The sequence below is a fragment of the Vibrio sp. MA40-2 genome, from assembly GCF_047302445.1.
Classification (GTDB): Bacteria; Pseudomonadota; Gammaproteobacteria; order Enterobacterales; family Vibrionaceae; genus Vibrio.
The window spans coordinates 914117-931575 of the sequence record NZ_CP178627.1 but is presented as its reverse complement, the minus strand read 5'-3'; the positions used below and the strand labels follow the sequence as shown (position 1 = coordinate 931575).

11 protein-coding genes and 3 pseudogenes are annotated in these 17459 nt (G+C 42.4%); 5 read left to right on the top strand and 9 right to left on the bottom strand.

From position 1 onward, the window contains the following. Positions 1-555 precede the first annotated feature (555 nt). The 3 genes and pseudogenes from ACLKML_RS04060 to ACLKML_RS04050 all read left to right on the top strand — a co-directional run. Positions 556-1512 carry an IS110 family transposase gene (locus ACLKML_RS04060; protein ID WP_413282464.1) on the top strand — a complete coding sequence of 319 codons (957 nt, stop codon included), beginning with the start codon at positions 556-558 and terminating at the stop codon, positions 1510-1512. A 30-nt stretch (positions 1513-1542) separates the two neighbouring features. Beyond that, positions 1543-1749: pseudogene (locus tag ACLKML_RS04055) on the top strand (zinc ribbon domain-containing protein); the annotation flags it as partial. Between the two features lie 72 nt (positions 1750-1821). Beyond that, positions 1822-1920, top strand: a pseudogene (locus ACLKML_RS04050) (fluoroquinolone resistance protein); the annotation flags it as partial. Positions 1921-2246: 326 nt separating this feature from the next. Here ACLKML_RS04050 and ACLKML_RS04045 read toward each other — a convergent pair. Then, the gene (locus ACLKML_RS04045; protein ID WP_413282463.1) at positions 2247-3578 is read right to left on the bottom strand and encodes an ATP-binding protein; all 1332 of its coding nucleotides are present in this window, start codon (positions 3576-3578) and stop codon (positions 2247-2249) included. 587 nt (positions 3579-4165) lie between these two features. Here ACLKML_RS04045 and ACLKML_RS04040 point away from each other — a divergent pair. Beyond that, positions 4166-7093 (top strand): EAL domain-containing protein, encoded by a 2928-nt coding sequence (locus tag ACLKML_RS04040; protein ID WP_413282462.1) that lies wholly within the window; start codon positions 4166-4168, stop codon positions 7091-7093. A gap of 550 nt (positions 7094-7643) precedes the next feature. On the opposite strand, the pseudogene ACLKML_RS04035 reads toward ACLKML_RS04040, so the two are convergent. The 4 genes and pseudogenes from ACLKML_RS04035 to ACLKML_RS04020 form a co-directional block, all read right to left on the bottom strand. Next, a pseudogene (locus tag ACLKML_RS04035) lies at positions 7644-8202 on the bottom strand (ISNCY family transposase); the annotation flags it as partial. A 235-nt stretch (positions 8203-8437) separates the two neighbouring features. Continuing rightward, complete coding sequence (locus tag ACLKML_RS04030) at positions 8438-10837, bottom strand: hypothetical protein (protein WP_413282461.1); 2400 nt, start codon at positions 10835-10837, stop codon at positions 8438-8440. 698 nt (positions 10838-11535) lie between these two features. Further along, on the bottom strand, positions 11536-12942 hold the full coding sequence (locus ACLKML_RS04025; protein ID WP_413282460.1) for a HipA domain-containing protein: 1407 nt from the start codon (positions 12940-12942) through the stop codon (positions 11536-11538). Continuing rightward, positions 12935-13270 carry a helix-turn-helix domain-containing protein gene (locus ACLKML_RS04020; protein ID WP_413282459.1) on the bottom strand — a complete coding sequence of 112 codons (336 nt, stop codon included), beginning with the start codon at positions 13268-13270 and terminating at the stop codon, positions 12935-12937. Before ACLKML_RS04020 ends, ACLKML_RS04025 begins: the two co-directional genes overlap by 8 nt. 357 nt (positions 13271-13627) lie before the next feature. Between ACLKML_RS04020 and ACLKML_RS04015 the strand changes: the two genes are divergently transcribed. Beyond that, the gene (locus ACLKML_RS04015) at positions 13628-14065 is read left to right on the top strand and encodes an RNA-guided endonuclease InsQ/TnpB family protein (RefSeq protein WP_413282458.1); all 438 of its coding nucleotides are present in this window, start codon (positions 13628-13630) and stop codon (positions 14063-14065) included. Positions 14066-14147: 82 nt separating this feature from the next. Here the strand turns inward: ACLKML_RS04015 and ACLKML_RS04010 are convergent, their stop codons facing one another. The 4 genes from ACLKML_RS04010 to ACLKML_RS03995 all read right to left on the bottom strand — a co-directional run bounded on the left by ACLKML_RS04010 (position 14148) and on the right by ACLKML_RS03995 (position 17190). Beyond that, entirely contained in the window at positions 14148-14750 is a 603-nt protein-coding gene (locus ACLKML_RS04010; RefSeq protein ID WP_413282457.1) for a mobile mystery protein B, read from the bottom strand. 15 nt (positions 14751-14765) lie between these two features. Beyond that, on the bottom strand, positions 14766-15539 hold the full coding sequence (istB, locus tag ACLKML_RS04005) for an IS21-like element helper ATPase IstB (RefSeq protein ID WP_413282456.1): 774 nt from the start codon (positions 15537-15539) through the stop codon (positions 14766-14768). Further along, entirely contained in the window at positions 15536-16570 is a 1035-nt protein-coding gene (istA, locus tag ACLKML_RS04000) for an IS21 family transposase (protein WP_413282455.1), read from the bottom strand. Before istA ends, istB begins: the two co-directional genes overlap by 4 nt. Positions 16571-16701: 131 nt before the next feature. Further along, positions 16702-17190: a mobile mystery protein A gene (locus ACLKML_RS03995; RefSeq protein WP_413282454.1), complete on the bottom strand. Its 489-nt coding sequence runs from the start codon at positions 17188-17190 to the stop codon at positions 16702-16704. Positions 17191-17459: the final 269 nt, after the last annotated feature.

Sequence of the window (17459 nt, the reverse complement as noted above, 5' to 3'; positions counted from 1 at the left end):
AATCTGGGAGAAACTGTTCACCGAGTATTTGATTCCGTTCGTGTAGATAGTGTCGACAAATCAGAGGCAGAATTTATCGGTCAAAAACCAAGCTGCCTCACAATGGGGCACTTCCGAGTTACGAAGTGCCAACTGTGAAGGTTCTGGACATGAATGTGTTATAGGCTTTACTAAATTAATAAATCAAGGATTACTTTTGGTATCGAAAATATCCATATGGCAGGCCAGAAGTTCTCACGTCCTGTTAAGGGGTGAGCAACGCAATGCCTAAGCCGCCGCATCCTCTCTAAACACTTAAACCAACGCATATGAAAATGCCACGCGTTGCGAATCACTCTTAAATTGTTTGTATGGGAAATTACCTCTGTTTTTGGGTAATGTGAGACCCAAGCCTAAGCTGCAACTTAGGCTTTCTATGCAGTAGTTCGATTAAACGCTGGCTCCTCTGTCGAGAGACCGATAACAAGAACGAACGCTGCATAGGACTCCGAGCAAAACACTCGAATAGCCCACTGGGTCTCGAACCCGCATTACGCAAGCAAGAGTTAGCTTATTATGAATACAAGTACACTTCAAAACATTAATGTCGGTGTTGATACTGGTAAGTCGCAATTAGATTTCTACATTCGACCACTCGACATTTACTTCACCGTATCTAACGATGACAAAGGCATAAAAGAAGCGATTAAAACTATCAAGAAGTATTCTCCTGAACGAATCGTCATAGAAGCCACTGGTAGGTTAGAAATGCCCTTCATTATCGCTTGTGCTGAGGCTAATCTACCCTTCGTTATTGCTAATCCAATACATGTAAAACGCTTTGCTGGGGCAACAGGTAGGCGAGCAAAGAACGACAGGCTGGATGCAGAGCTTATTGCGCATTATTCCGAAGCTATAAAGCCAACCTTAACTCAATTAAGACCTGAAAACATGAGAGCTATGAGTGATTTGGTCGCAAGAAGAAACCAGTTACTCAACATGCAAACTATGGAAAAAAATCGACTTCAGATATTGCCAAAATCTCTAGCTTCAACAATAAAACCCATTTTAACGGCTTTTAAAAATCAGATAACAAAAATTGAATTAAAGATAGCAAAGATGATAGAAGAGTGCCCTGAGTATCAAGCTAAAAACATGATCCTACAAAGTATGCCTGGAGTAGGTAAAATTGTCGCGGCGTCCATTATCAGCAATGTTCCTGAATTAGGGTATATCACCAACAAACAAGCAGCTTCGCTTATTGGTGTCGCTCCAATAACTAAGGAAAGTGGTCGGTTTAAAGGAAAAAGAACTATCCAAGGTGGCCGCTCTCAAGTTCGCACCGTTCTCTATATGGCGATGATGTCAGCTATGCAATGCAACCCTATATTTAAACGGAATTATCAGCGACTTCTTCAGCAGGGGAAACCAAAAAAAGTCGCTATTATTGCCTGTGTAAGAAAAATGGTCGTTATCTTAAATTCAATGCTAAGGGATGGTGTAATGTGGGATGAAACCGTAGCAAAAAATTAGCTATTGACACCATAGCCCCTTGTTAAGCTCGATCAATGGTACGCCAGCTCTAAAACATGCCACTGTTGCGGCCATAAAATGGAAGACATGCCCTTATCAGTTCGCAAGTGGGATTGCCCATCTTGTGGCGCTACGGATATAGATCGGGATCTAAATGCCGCTCTTAATATTCGTGATAAAGGTATTCTAGAATTAAAAGCGGCTGGACAGTCGTTTCTGCTTATGGAAGCTGCGTAAGACTCGATACTATCGAGCACTGGCTAACGAAATAAGAAGCATCGCCCAACGGGCGGTGAGTAGTCACAATCTCGTAAAGTGGATTTAACTGGCGTGAAAATTTGTGCATGGCAACAAGAGCAGCTTTTGGAGCAACTGGCGGTGATTGTTATTCCAGACAAAGTGTTTTGACCTACGATTTTAATCAGTGAACTACTCGCAGCTAAAGCCGCGAACTTCCAAGATAACAGCCTAAGCCGCTAACTTTTCTTTTTTGACGCTTCGTTGGACACCGCTAGTCGAGCTTTTGGCTCGGCTAGTCTTACGATTGCCTCCACGTCCACTATCTGACTTCGTTCGTAGAACTCCATCGTCAGACAACACCGTTACAGTGTCTAATATTAGATTAATTGCCCCCGCCCTCAGATCGGACGAGGGTTTACGGCGAGATTGTTAACCTTAAATAAAGATTGTTTTTGAAAGCCCCGTTAGGGCTTTCTGTTTCTTTTGTCACTAGCCTAGTTTTTGTCTAGATCATTCAAATGATCAAGTAAGTATTCTGTGTAGTAAAGCGGCATCACTATGTGCTTTTTCTCTGTTGCTGGAGAGCCTTGAGTACCTGTAAGTTTGATTGTCTTGTGGGGCTTGCACTTCTTGATGTAGGATTGCAATGATTTCGCACGGGTTCGCTTACCGCTTTTGACTTCTACAGGTACGATACGACCTAGGTCATCAGCGATAATGAACTCTATCTCCGCTCTTGCATCTCCCCAAGAGAAGCTTGGTTCAATACCTAGCGCAGCGATTTCCTGTTGGACATAATTTTCGGCGACATATCCTTTGTATTCATAGCCTTGCTGTTTGATTTCACGGTAACCTGTGCCGAGCATATGGTTCAATAGCCCTACATCAAAGAGAAATAGTTTAACCGTATTTTCCTTCTGATAAGCAGCTAAAGGAGAGCGAGGCTGTCCTTCAATAGGATGGTTTTTTAAAGCAAGCCGACACTTGTGAAGCCATGTGATCGCACTTTCATATTCAGCATAGCGAGACTTGCGTTCGTGAACTCCCTTGAATTTAAACCGTTTAACGGAGTCGTCGAATACCGAAGATAGTTGAGCGGGAATGCTTCGAAATACAGATTCGATTAGCTGTGCATCCACTTTTCCAGAGTACTTTCCGAAATCACGCATGTAGCCCTCAATTAAGTTTCGATGGACTTCAGATATGGCTTTGATGCGTTCAATAATACTGAGTTCTGAGTTTTCGAACCATGAGTTTACGGCTTCAGGCATGCCGCCAACAAAATAATAGTCGGTCAGTAGTTCGATTAATTTTGTATGAGCCGCTGAAGAATTCAGCTTTTGGTCAAATGCTTTTTGCAGGGTTTTTTCTCCAGATGCCCACAAGAATTCCCTGAAAGTCAGTGGCCTTAAATTGTGCTGCTCAACTTTTCCAACGGGAAAGGACGTGAGCAATCCGATATTTGAACCACTGGCAGCAACATAAGCTTTGGGAGCCTTTTCTGCAAAGTACTTAAGAGAGGTGACGGCTCTTGGACATTCACCAATTTCATCTAAAATAAGAAGATCTGTCGATGGTTCGATGATCTCTCCTGTTAAGAGTTCAATGTTGGTGATGATGTCATCAGGGTTTAGAGATCCTGAAAAAGCTTCAATTAACTCAGGGCTTTCTAGGAAATCGATTCTTATGACATTTTCGAATGTACTTCCTAATAGTTCCTGTAATAGGAATGTTTTACCAGTTTGTCTAGCACCGTCAATCAGCAAAGGCTTCCTTGTTGGCTTGTCTTTCCAGGTGAGTAGGTTTTCAAGTAGTGTTCGTTTCATCTAGCCACCTCAATTAAAGTGCTTATCTGATCAATTGCCCATTACACAAAAATGCGCAATAAAATGCAAGTTAAAACATTTTTTAGCGCATGTAAATGAAAGTAACAACACTTTTATGCGCATAAAAGTGTTGTGAGCAGTTTTTGTGCGAATGATAGTGTTGGGACCGTGAAGGGAGGTGATGAACCTATGTATCATTTCTGATTGGTTGCTTCACAAGGAGATCAATGAGCGCAGTGATAAAGCCCTCACGGACTTTCAGATGCCAGCCTTGAGTGTATTTTTAGTGATGGTAGAAGGAAATATAATAATAACCAATGGTACCGCATATCAAGCAGGACAATCCTTTGTGCTACCTTGTCAAGTCAAAACGATTAGAAAAAAACGGTTATGAGCTTGTTTATAACAATAGAGACTCCCATAATCCGGCTGACAATGAATCCAGTAAATCACATAAATAACCAATATACTGAATGATTTAATAAGCGGCTCTTGACAGAGAGGATCGTCTGTGGTTAGTAATGATTGCAAACGAAACTAGATCAACTTATGCTTTGGATAGACTTTTAAAAAGTGAGCGATAAGGTATGCAGATATCTCGTACATCATTAATTTCATTGGCTGCATTTGCAATCATTTACGCTTGGACGGTTATTTCTTCTCGCTTCAGTATAGAACACAGTGAACAACTGCTGATATGGTACCCAGCTGTATTGGTAGGTATTATAATAAGTCATGTGAGAACGGCTCTTTGGCTCTTTGCTGCCGTGTTAGTTGTAATGTCAGTATTTGCCTACTCTATGTTAAGCACACTAGAGAGCAGTATCTCATTTGCACTCGTCGTATCCAGCATGTTTGATTGCTTCATGGTTGCTTATTTCTGTCGATTCCATTTGAACTTAAAGCAAATTCTCATCGATTTTCGTGAGTTCACGAGATTATTTGTGTGCTTTAGTGTGATTATCCCTTTGTTTGGCTTTGTTGTTTTCAATTTGTTCAATTACTTAGGTAGTGATTGGGTGAGCTTTGAACTACTGTATGTGAATTCTTTAATTAAGGTTTATGTAACCGTTAGCCTTCTACCATTGACACTACTTTTATTGAATGTAGAAGCTAAGGGGTTGATAACAAAGTTATTGAGCCCACTTTCAGTAATTGCAATAACTAGCGTAATTGTGCTTTGCTTTGTAACAATAGAATACGAAAGCAATTTCCTCACCTTTCTATTCGTAGCCCTTATAGCTATCGCTTTTCTATCATTTGAATCTACGGCTATGTCAATTCTCGGAGGCAGTTTAATTATTGGTCATCATTATTTTGATGTCGCAGTATTAACAGCTTATCATCAAGACGTTGCTATCTATTCGCTGATTTTTGGTGTGGTAACACTTATCGCTATGTATTTGAGAGTGCAAAGAGACAATCTATGTGAAGCTAGGTATCGTGAAGAGCAATTTATAGACATATATCATAAAACACCCGCAGCACTCCATTCTATTGATGCGTCGGGATCTATTGTTGCTGTTAGCGACAAATGGTTGCAGCTTTTTGGCTACGAACGTTCAGAGGTATTAGGAAAAAAATCTAGTGAATTTTTGACCGAAGAATCAAATAAAAAAGCAATTGAGAGCATTTTGCCATCTTTTTTTGAAAATGGTCATGTGGAAGATGTTGAGTATCAGTTTGTTCATTCCTGCGGAAAAATCATCGACGTTGAGTTGTCTGGCATCCTGATCACTGAAAACAACACACAAAAATCTTATGCTGTGCTCCAAGACATATCAAACGCGAAAAAATTAGCTCGCGATCTGTTCGAAGAAAAAGAAATGTTGGAAACTATGCTCATGTCTATGGGCGATGGGGTTATTGCTACAGATAAAGTAGGAAACATAACGTTAATTAACTCTGTGGCAGAGCTTTTAACTGGTGTAGACAGTGAAACAGCGATCGGTAAAAGGTTTGAATCGGTCGTTGAATTAACAGATGGCAATAATGGAAAGGCACTATACAACCCTATTCAGTTAGCATTGAACGAAAGAACGACAGTTGGGGTGCCCGAAACGACCAGGCTTAAAAGCAAAACAGGTGACATATTTGAAATACAAGACTCGGTAGCTCCAATTTATAGTTCAAACAATGAAATCACTGGTGCTATTATGGTATTCCAAGATGTTACGGAATCACGTAACGTCAGTGAAAAAATGTCTTATTTAGCCCAACACGATATGCTAACTGATTTGCCAAACCGAGTGTTGTTGACCGACAGACTCAATCTAGCTTGTGCATATTACGAAAGAACTCAGACTCCGTTCACTCTCTTATTCATGGACTTAGACAACTTCAAAACACTCAACGATACAATGGGGCATACCGTTGGAGATCAAGCCTTAAAAATAATAGCGAAGCGACTTAAACCACAATTTCGAAAAACGGACACTCTATCGAGGATAGGAGGCGATGAGTTTGTTGTTTTACTAGAAGGCGAGATGAATTTGCTCAATATTTCGAAAACTTGCAAAAGCATTTTGGAAGAAGTTAGTCGGCCTATATTCTTCGACAAACAGGAGTTTGTGTTATCCGCTAGTATTGGAGTTGCATCGTGCCCAAAAGATGGCTCTGATGCAGAAACTATTATGAGAAGGTCGGACGTTGCAATGTATCGAGCGAAAGACCTTGGACGCAATCGCTTCAATCTGTACTCTAGAAAACTTGAATCGGCCATGAATGAGCGCTTAGAGCTAGAGTCCAAACTTCGTCAAGCGATTGCTAGCGATCAAATGCAACTGTTCTACCAGCCAATCGTCAATGCACAAAACTCTGAAATTGTATATGCAGAAGCTTTGTGTCGATGGAGAGAAAAAGAGGGTAATTTTGTGAGTCCTGACGTCTTCATTCCGTTGGCAGAAGAGACAGGATTGATTATCGAACTTGGAGAAAAAATCATCCGACAAGCTTGCAAAGACTTTATATACGTAATAAGGAAAGGCTCGTCCCCGTTTTCCAAACTGTCCGTTAATATAAGTGCAGTACAACTTAACCATATTGGTTTTCTTAATATGGTAAATAAAATATTCAATGAAGAGGAAGTCGCACCTAGTTGGTTTATCTTCGAAATTACTGAGACGAGTATAATGACAAACCCCAAAAAAAGTCTCTCTGTACTAACTGAGTTGAAAGGTCTTGGGGTTTCAATCGCTATTGATGACTTTGGTACTGGATATTCAAGTCTGAGTCATCTGAAAAATTTTCCAGTAGATATATTGAAAATTGATAAGGAATTTGTAAATAACATTGAACAGGGAGGTCAAGAAGAAGCGTTTGTGGACGCGATGGTTAAAATGGCAAAAACTTTAAACATCAACGTCGTTGCAGAAGGTGTTGAAAATTGTCACCAAGCCAGCATACTCAACGAACTTGGTACGGACTACTTACAAGGTTATTATTATTCTAAACCGAGTGAACTGAGCAACTATATATTGTCGGAAGGAGATGTAACTGAAAAAGTCTTAGCATGAACCTTACCGTTTTTGAACTCAATGAGAATGGGTTACATTCTCTGTGGCTTTTTCTTATAATTAGCAACTGACCTTTCTTTTAATGAGGCAACTTCATGCCCGAACTGAATATCTATTCAGCTTATGGCGCAATAGTGATCAAAGACCTAGAGCCTGTGTATGTTGATGACAACTATGCTCGAATATTGGGGTTGGGATATTGATTTGTAGCGGATCGAATAAGACCTAATTGCGCTCTTATTGTGAAAGATAGATTTATTTTTGATTACGTTTTTTGCTACATAAATCAGCAGAGGGAAACATCTGCTGATGTTTATGAACTAGGGTATATTACTATGTAGCAGATTGGATTTTGCTATCTAAGCGACGTTAACCTTGTCGAACAATTATTCTCAACGTTTCTGCGATAAGTCGAGTCCCCCAAAACGCACCATACTTACCCTGCCTCAATTTCATCTCACTACTGCAGTTTAAACACATTGGGCGCTCATGTTCACAATTAGAGTTAATGCAAACTTGATAGTCCTCTTTCATTTCACGAATCATGGCACACTTTCATACAACCTTCGGTGGTTTCAGAGCAAAAGAACTGGGCGTGAATATCACTGGTAGCATCATCAATAATTTCAATCAAGCAGGATTTGTCATCACCGAACCAACGATGAGGGCTACCATCCATTTGAAGCATTAGACCAGGCATCTCCATACGTTCGCGAGATTTTCTGACTCGACTTCTACGTCGCTTTGCCCGTTTAACATGATGGATGTCATGCGCCCAAGAACGCAAAGTTTCACGTTTAATAGCGATCCCTTCATTCTTCTTGAGAACCTCAAAGAGGTGTTGCAAATTGAAATCGTAATACTTGGTTTGTATGAGACTTTGTACTTCTGTCTTGAGCGACTCAGGGATCTGATTGACTGGAGCTCACCTTCGATTCCCATGAATGATGAAGCAACCCCCCTTCTTTCCGATATCGGCTGAGAGATCGCTCGACGGTTCGACGAAATTTATTGAGCAGAGTTGTGGCACTATTACTGGTGATCTTACCATCGATAACCTTGCTGATGATATCGACAGTGAATTGGGATTTTGAATCCATATAGAACATTTTTAGCCCCCACTAAAGTTAAAATAATCACTTTAAAAGGTAAGCCAATTTAGTCCGTCAGAATCCTTTGGTAGTGATGGTAATGACAAAGTCGCTTGGTAATTAAAGTACGATAGAATCGCTCGGTGATCACACCTTGCAAAACAGGGGGGTAGCAACTGGCTCGATTTTGATTAGGCACATAGCGCCATGCCATCATTTTTACACAAACGGATTGATGGCATGGCATGTGTCATTATTTCGCTTTTTTCTTATCCCTGGGAGGGGTTAATAGGTGCTCCAATGAGACGTTTTTAATTCGGTTGACATTATGTTGATGAGTACATTGCAACATGATTGTCTTCTTGGATCCTTTGCTCACTAAAGGTTGGTCAATCGTCCCATGAAATTGAGCGCGCAACTCAGCTTCATTGTTCCAAATCCATCCGGTTTGTTTTAGTTTGTCTTTGGCCACATTAAATTGCGCCTGACGCTGACATGCCCAGCACTGCGCCTCATCGTTTCCTTGTTCCAATGGGCCCAATAAATAGGCTTTGGAGAGGGAGACTTGAAAGGCGTGTTGTTGGCGACATGAGATGGTTATGCGAGGACGTTTTTTGACTAACGAGTGCCGTTGCGCGATCAATTCGCCTTTATAGCGCTGGTTTAAGCGTTCCAATGTCCGTTGACTATCGGACTTATGTTGCCAACTTTGAGTCATGAGGGCCTCTTTATCTATTTTGGGTGGGGCGGCGTCATAGAGCGCAACATAGATGCGCTGACATATATTGAGCGCCTCATCAAACTGCTTGGGAAAAGTATAAGGCTGATATTGATCCGGTCCTGTTTTGGTATAACACGGGATACGTATGAGCCTGATCTCGGGGTCCTTTTCAAAGTAGGCATCGACCAGAGCGTCACGACGTTGTTGTTTGATGAGTTTTTTTTGACGATCCACTTTTTTTAAGATTTGTTGATTCAAACTTTTATGTTGCACACCGTCAATTTCAATGGCCCATTTTAGCGTGGGTTGATAAAAATCAATCGACAGAGAGCGGTTGGAGTTTTCGCTTTTCAGTCCATCAAATTCTTGCTCCAAGCGCAGATCCAATTGCCATAGATGCCCAAAATATTCAACGAATTTAGCAAGAAAAGACACATTATTTCGGTTAATGAAGCCTCTTTTTCCTTTTTTAAACGCTTGGTAGGAGAGGGAAATGGCGGTGCGGTTGGGCAAGGGCAAGCCAAGCGCCGCGTTTATGGTCTGTTTGATGTTCACGCGTATGGATAATTTATCATAAGGCGTGTGATGGGTCTTTTGGATTTGGGTTATCTGTGTAGTGATCTCCTCGTCTGTCGATATCAGCTCATAGAGGGCACCGTGGGTGCGCCATCGTTCGTCTGACTCAACGAACTTACGGACACGGACCGCCGTTAATGCCAACCCCGAATTGGGCTGGCAATGGGTACACGGGGTAGAGTGTTGGTAAGCTCGAAGGTATCGGATCAATTGATAACTGGTGTACGTGTTGGTTAATGGTCCATGAGTGGGACAGCGAAGATGAATGGCGACATGACTGTGGATAAGGGTTTGGCGAGTGGCAAGGCCAGAAGCGCGAAGATCGACACGCAGTTCAATCCCCTTGTTTGAAAATAACCTTTCGACATACGCAGCGGTGTACTTGCGTTTGCCCTCGGCTGAACACGCGCGACACGAGTGCTTAACTAATTTGGCGTGGAGTGAACTCACTCGTGGTGCACGTCTTCGATCAGGGTGGTACTGGCATTGCACGTGCATTTTAGCCTTGGCCGGTAAATCGTGACGCAGGGCAAAGCACGCTTGATTCTGTTTGACAAGGGCCGGATCGGTCGCTAACTGCCACGTGGTTGTGGCGCGGATGAGCATATCAAAGTCGTCAAGCGAAGGCATAAGGGTGAGAGGTCTTGCGCCATTGGTTCCACATTGCACACATTGACCGTGTTCGGCGCTTTGAGGTATCCATTCATGGCGCTGGCCGCATTGGCGGCAGGTTAACAAACCGGTTTTTGAGAACCCTTGATAATGCTTAGGATCAATATCAAAGCGGGTGACACGTTGCTGCGCCTCCTCCCATGAGATCCGTTTCGTTTTGCCTTTGCGTCTGCGCTCACAATGTTGACAAAAGAGGTGATCGCCACGCGATAAATGGGTCTTGAGATTATTCACGCTATGAAGGGTCAACTTGTGGCAGTGCGTGCATTTGGCCTCAACGTACGCATTATGGTTAATAAAATCCTCAGGGGCGAGTTCGTCGGGCAGGGTGAGCACAAAGCCAAGCTCGGGACGGTTGATAAATCCGGAAATTAAATCTTTGTATTTCCATCGATACTTTCGGTTTTTCTCACTTTTATCAAACTCATAGTGACACTCTTTACACATGGTGTTACGGACTTGACCTTGGTGTGCAAGATAACGCCACTTGGAGTGAAATTCACATTGATGTCGCGTACATTCCAATGTGAGTGTGTCACTTCGTGGGTCCGTTATTTTTGCAGGCGCGACAATGCGATAATACGCATACCATGCAAAGTGAGGGGGAGACTTGTGATCGCGGTTGTGATGCAGTGTTGATAAATGTGCATTGAGCGTCTCGCGTGATAAAGATTTTTCCGTCATAACAGGTCCTCGTTAGGGGGCGAATAAGGGGGTCTTTAACACGATACAATGTTTATTATTTTCGATCAAGTCATTGAATTATAAGTCATTTTATTGAAATTTTACACGTTAAAACTGTCTCAAAATCCCGCCAAATGACTTAAATCTGTCTCAGCCGTTTTTGGGCGCAAGTCTAACGGTTTGTTTTGTCTTGGGAAGATACCGATAGAAAAAAAGGTTCCAATAGGTAAACACATTAGGACCTGATGCATTTGCGTGTGTCTGGCTTGTTCGATTGGGCATCAAATGAGTAAGATTGAGTCATTGTTGAGCCGATCTAAGCCTTGTGGGAGGACGAGCTGATATCACATCGATGGTGGCTCATTTGAGTCAACATTCCATTAAAGAGATTGACGTGGCGTGGGATCGTTTTGAACAATCTGGTATGGATGTGAAAGGGGCGTTTTCACGCGATTGAGAAGAAAGTATCCAGTTCGTACCGATATGGTGATGATAACGCCGCCTAGTGAACTTTTTAAACACGATGTTCTGGCAATCTACACTCAAGGCGAAAAACATGAGTTCTTATTGCCTGAATAATACACTTTACGCTTCAGTATCAAATCAATCAGAGCTTAAGTTTACTTCCATTTGCCCATTAACTCGCATTTGTCCAAAAATGGCTTACAAATGGGTAACGATCGCCCCTGCAGTTGCCATTAAAGAAGCTCACTCATTTCTGGCACACTGTCGGCTTGCACTAACAAGTATTCACACTCTGTTTGGATGAGTGAGACACATAGTTCTATGTGTTCACGCTCTCCGTCATCGATTCCTTGAGCTTCGGTAAGTCCAACCGTTTCCTTCAGGGCATTCTTTATGGCACCAATGGTTTCTACAATTATGGAAGCCATTTTGCTGCCTGAATAGCCGAGTAAAGTGGCGAACTCAGCTAAATCATAGCTGGTGATAGGGTGTTTGAAGTTACCTTTCGGCGGGTTTTGAAAGTCTTCGCTTTCCCAATCTCCAATCGACATTGCAAAATATTGAGGGATACTGGCGGCACGACTCTCATCAGAAGACAATTTACCGCTTCGTGAGTTGCGTTTTGTTCCCTCTTGAGCGATAGCTTCTATGTTGACTAAATCATAAAAAGGGGTCAGTTCCAGCCCTTTAGGGGTGACGAAGAAGCTAATATTTTTACCATGGGCATCGTAGTTTAGCGTTGCTAGATTAAAGAGCATCCATTGGGTAATCTTTAGGTTAGTGATTACCGTGTCTATGGTTTTAACGTTCAGTAGGCGTGGGAAAGAAACGCCATCACGCATATATACGCCATCGCCTTCATCCCCATTCTGACGCTCGTATTTGTAACCAGGAGGTAAGTCGGTCGCCTGACAGCCATCAATTACATGTTTTCGTTGAACGACATCGCGACCCTCGAAATAGGCACGATCGAACCGCTCTATGATGAGTGTCCTAGTCTTCCCTATGCGAGTTAACTCAACATTAGCGACGTCCAAACCTACTAGCTTGGCTAATGTCATGCAAAAGAACTCATTAACAGCAATACACGGTGCTTTACCGCTTTCAAACTTCAGAATGTAGTTCGAACTTAATTTGCCTTCACCAAATCCCCATTTATCACCGCGCTTAAGTAAGTTTAACTTGTTTTGAACACCGGCAACCGAAAGACGAACCTGACCGTCCCAATAGACTAATGAGGCAAAATTTCGCTCTAGTCGTTCTACTAGCTGCTCATTAGGTACTGGTCTAAAGCTGGTTTCCTCAGGTTCTGAGTCTGGAACTCGAAAAGTTAATGCGCCAGATGTTTCCGCACCAAGCTTACGGATCAGCCCGAACGTATTGCTTTTGGAGATAGTGGTGTTTTGTATCATCTCCTCAAAGGCTTCTCCTTCAGGAAGGAGATTTCTAAGATAGTTCTCGATACTGCGTGGCGAAGCCTGATCATCGAAAGGGATGTGTGGAGAAATCGGGAAACCCATGTGTTTCCATTCATCTTCATAGATGAATGATAACTCAGTTTCTGCTCCGACAGGAAGAATCAAACGACCAATTTTGGTATTCGTACCGATAAACACGTCTAACTGTTGTAACTTATTCATACCAACCGTCCTCATTGCTTCTCACGCTGTTTTCATCTTGGGAGGTTATTGGGTTATGTGGACGAGCAAATAGGTTTAAGTCGATAAGGCGTAACGACAGCCCTAAGATATCCATGAGGACGAGTACATTGGCAAAGGTAACACTGGTATTGCCTTTTTCAATCTTCATGATTGTTCTACGAGATAAATTGGCTTTTGAAGCAAGATCATCAATACGCCAGCCTCTATCGGTGCGCTTTGAGCGAATGGCGCTCCCCAGCGCTTCCATACTGAACTCGGTATTCAAATCAGGCATAGGTTGTGCCTTTACCATCTTACCTTTTTTCATAAGTTCCTTTTAATGTACTTTTGTCAATATTGGCGTCGTCTTAATATATAAGTTCACTATAACTCACTTTTGTAGTAATTGTATAAGAAACTATCTATAAGTGTAATTTAAATCACTTATGTCTCGTTTGCTAATTGCACACTCGTTCCAATTAGTGGCAAGCTGGTTTTGCTACACTAGAGTAAGCTGAGTTTTCCACCGTTCGATTTGGTGTTGTGCGCTTTGCGTATAACAAAGCTCGGCACTTAAAACATCATTTCTAAATCTAAGGTGTGGTTCTCTTCTGTTTTTTCTAGTTTAACTGTAGTGGATGAGTAAATATGGCCACATGGTTAGAGTGATGGAAAATCAGATTCATTGGATAAATTCATTCTCAAAAGAACAGCGAACGCTCGCGCTGATTTCCAACATAAACTCTCTCGAACACTCGTAGACAAAAACCACGCTGTGATTGTAGAGACATTGAAATCGGCCAATATGATGAAAAACCGCAAACTAGCGAAACACATAGCAGAGGCTTCATGGCATAGCTTTGTTGTTAAGTTGGAGTACAAGTTGAAAGAGCAAGGCAAGCATTTTGTTAAACTCGACCAGTGGTACGCCAGCTCTAAAACATGCCACGGTTGCGGTCATAAAATGGAAGAGATGCCCTTATCCGTTCGCAAGTGGGATTGCCCCTCTTGTGGTATTACAGATATAGATCGGGATCTAAATGTCGCTCTTAATATTCGTGATAAAGGTATTTTAGAATTAAAAGCGGCTGGACAGTCGTTTCTGCTTATGGAAGCCACATAAGACTCGATACTATCGAGCACTGGGTAATGAAATAAGAAGCATCGCCCAACGGGCGGTGAGTAGTCACCTCTTAACGCTTACTTTAAGTCACATTTTCTTTCGCCTGAAGATATTGAATTAAAGGCGCATAATCGCCGGCATCAGCTTGGCGTAAGCTCGCAATGTACTTACCCCGCTCTTGGCTTTGTTTATCCAAATCTGTATTGGACCAAACTAAAGGCTTTTGTTTGAGGAGTACCATTCGTATGTAGTCGGTCATCACGCGCGAGTGACGTCCGTTGCCGTTAGGAAAAGGGTGAATTTTAACTAACCTGTGCTGTATCCGGGCCGAGAGTTCTAGGCTGTCATAGTGTTCAAACTCAATCCAACATTTGATGTCTTCCAGTAAGTTGTGTAAATCTGGCCGGATGTTCAGCGGATCGACACCAATGTTCAACTCTCGGTGACGGTAGCTGCCGGCCCATTCCCACACATCACCAAACAAACGTTGATGTAACTCTTCCACAAACGCCATAGAAAGAATGTCATCCATGCTGGTTTTAGGCGTCGTGGCTAACCAACTCAACCCTTGCAGTATGTTGGCATTTTCAAGCTCATTAAGCTCTTCGCGAGTCGTGATGTGATCAAATTTTAGCCCGGTAACATCATCTGTCAACAACAACCGAAAAGTGATCCACTCCATCATTTGAATAATGATCCACTATTTATTAAGGTTTTCCATTAATCCTGCTTGTTTCTTTTCTTTGATCCTATAACTTTCCCCCTTAATTTGAACAATGTGTGAGTGGTGTAAAATTCTATCTAACATCGCTGATGTTAACGCTGTATCATTCGCAAAAATGCTCCCCCATTGTCCAAATGGGAGGTTGCTGGTGAGTATGATCGCCCCTTTTTCATAACGCTTTGCAATGACATCAAACAATAATTTGGATTCTTGAGCACTAAACGGTAAATAACCTATTTCATCAATTATCAGTAGCCTGGGTGCCAGAACTGAGCGCTGCATCACTTGTTTATACTTATCTTGTCTTTGCGCTGTGGTTAATTGCAATATTAAATCAGACGCGCTAATAAAGCGGGTTTTTAAGCCTGCTTGCACTGCCTTGTAACCTAGCGCACTGGCAATATGTGTTTTTCCTACACCGGATGGCCCAAGCAGAACGATGTTTTCTTTTCGTTCAATAAACGAGAGTGTGGCAAGCTCATTAACCTGTTTTTTGGGCACACCAGTGGCAAACGTAAAGTCGAATTCCTCGAGCGATTTTAATGATGGAAACCCAGCCATACGTGTAAACATAACCTGTTTACGTTGGTGCCGATACGCCTGCTCACTTTGCAGTACGCGCTCTAAGAACTGTAAATAATCCCATTCCTCTTTTGCCGCTTGTTGCGCTAGTGCTGTTGCGTTCGTTTCAACACCTGCAAGTTGCAGCTCATCGGTTAGTTCATGCAAACGAGCTAATTGTAAGTTCATAATGCCTCCGAAAACTGCGCGTAAATGTTTAAGTCATGGTGTAATGGTTGAGTCTCAAAGGGCATATCAAAGACAGGCATGGTCACTTCTGCCGGCTGTGGTGGTGCAGGGAGTTGAGTTGGGGGTAAAGATTGCAGATAGACTTGCTCTTCCTTTAATCTATCCGCTGGCTTTACTTTGATTGTGTCGTGAATACGTTGATTAGCAACTGTATTTAACCAGTCAATGACTTCTATATTGGCAGTCTCAACGTCCAAAGTAAGTTCAAGGGCCGATAATTTGGTCGCCAATGGCTGATAAAAGTTATCGCGCACATAGCGCACCATTCGCTCTACTTTGCCTTTTGTTTGTGGGCGGTAGGGTTTACATAGCTTTGGAATGAACCCCATTTCTTTACTAAATTGGTAGAAGTGCTGGTTAAAGCGGTGTTTACCTTCACCATAAGCGTCGCGCTCTATCACAACGGTTTTCATATTGTCATACCACACTTGCTGTGGGATGCCTTGGAAATACTCAAAAGCTTGGCGATGACATGCTTCGAGCGTTTCATAGCGCATGTTGTCAGTAATCGCGACAAACAATGCACGGCTGTAGCCTAAAACAGCGACAAAGGCGTGCAGTGGTGATTTTCCACCTCGCATTTGGCCCCAATCGACTTGCACTTGTTTACCCGCTTCGGTTTCAAAGCGAATAATGGGTTGAGGTTCAACGCTACCGCGATATTGATGTAGGTATTGACGCAGTAACGATATGCCTCCTGTATAGCCTTGCTCTTTAATTTCTCTGAGTAAAACGACGGCTGATAAGTGTATTGGAGCAGCTTTAGCTAGTCGAGAGTGTAAATACGGTTTAAAGGCTTCCAATTTGGAAATACCTGTTTTGCGGGTAGCATAATGCGGCTCGTCAAAATCACCTTGCAGGTATTTTTTAACGGTGTTGCGCGATATGCCTAACTGTTTAGCAATGGCTCGTTGAGACATTCCTTGGATGGCTAAGACTTTTATTTTCATGAGCTCTTCTTTTGAAATCATGGTGCTTATCCAAAAGCACCAGTGTTAAGTTAACTGGATCAGATTTCAATTGTTGAAGTGGCTCATTTTTGCATTGCTGGTAACATCATCGGCATTGAGTTCGGTTGCGCCCTCTGGTTCAACAAACAGACTCATTGGTATTTCTCTTGCAAACTGACTTTCCACAAATCTCGGGTGCTGCCCGTTTTAATCTCATTGGCTAATTGAACCAGCGCTTGCTTTTGTTGCTCTGAGGTTAACTGCTGCGCTTCTAAAAACATCGATTGGTGGCTCATGGCCAAACGCTGCTTGGCCAACTCCATAGCGCGCGCTTCTATCATGTCATCAATTGACTGACGCGGAACAATCGCATAAACCAGTTCGGCATTGAGCCCGCTCGCCAGCTGTTTGAGTTGTTTGAGTGTGATGGTTTCATCGGCTTCTTTACGCTCCAATATGGAGACTTGATTACGAGAGAGATTAAGACGTTCACCTAATTGCGCGCCCGACATCCCCAAGGCCTCACGGATACTGCGCACCCAACCATTTCTCGGCGGTTTAGGCACAGATAAATCGAGTAAAGCGCTGATTTTTGCTTTGACTTGCTTGAGGGCAACGGCATAGACACCGGATTTTTTCATAACTTTGTATCTCTTATTAAATACACAACAACTCTAATGGTATCTAATTTTTCATACATTATAAAGGTTGTTGTATTTGTTTTTTAATACATAGTGAAGCTAAATGTATCGATAAAAAATACAATACTTGTTTGGCTATCTGTTTACTGCCGCTCTTAATATCCGTGATAAAGGTATTCTAGAATTAAAAGCGGCTGGACAGTCGTTTCTGCTTATGGAAGCTGCGTAAGCCTCGATACTATCGAGCATTGGCTAACGAAATAAGAAGC

Coding starts and splice junctions, on each gene's coding strand:
- ACLKML_RS04060 (WP_413282464.1), top strand. CDS start 556: ATGAATACAAGTACACTTCAAAACATTAATGTCGGTGTTGATACTGGT.
- ACLKML_RS04045 (WP_413282463.1), bottom strand. CDS start 3,578: ATGAAACGAACACTACTTGAAAACCTACTCACCTGGAAAGACAAGCCA.
- ACLKML_RS04040 (WP_413282462.1), top strand. CDS start 4,166: ATGCAGATATCTCGTACATCATTAATTTCATTGGCTGCATTTGCAATC.
- ACLKML_RS04030 (WP_413282461.1), bottom strand. CDS start 10,837: ATGACGGAAAAATCTTTATCACGCGAGACGCTCAATGCACATTTATCA.
- ACLKML_RS04025 (WP_413282460.1), bottom strand. CDS start 12,942: ATGAATAAGTTACAACAGTTAGACGTGTTTATCGGTACGAATACCAAA.
- ACLKML_RS04020 (WP_413282459.1), bottom strand. CDS start 13,270: ATGAAAAAAGGTAAGATGGTAAAGGCACAACCTATGCCTGATTTGAAT.
- ACLKML_RS04010 (WP_413282457.1), bottom strand. CDS start 14,750: ATGATGGAGTGGATCACTTTTCGGTTGTTGTTGACAGATGATGTTACC.
- istB (WP_413282456.1), bottom strand. CDS start 15,539: ATGAACTTACAATTAGCTCGTTTGCATGAACTAACCGATGAGCTGCAA.
- istA (WP_413282455.1), bottom strand. CDS start 16,570: ATGATTTCAAAAGAAGAGCTCATGAAAATAAAAGTCTTAGCCATCCAA.
- ACLKML_RS03995 (WP_413282454.1), bottom strand. CDS start 17,190: ATGAAAAAATCCGGTGTCTATGCCGTTGCCCTCAAGCAAGTCAAAGCA.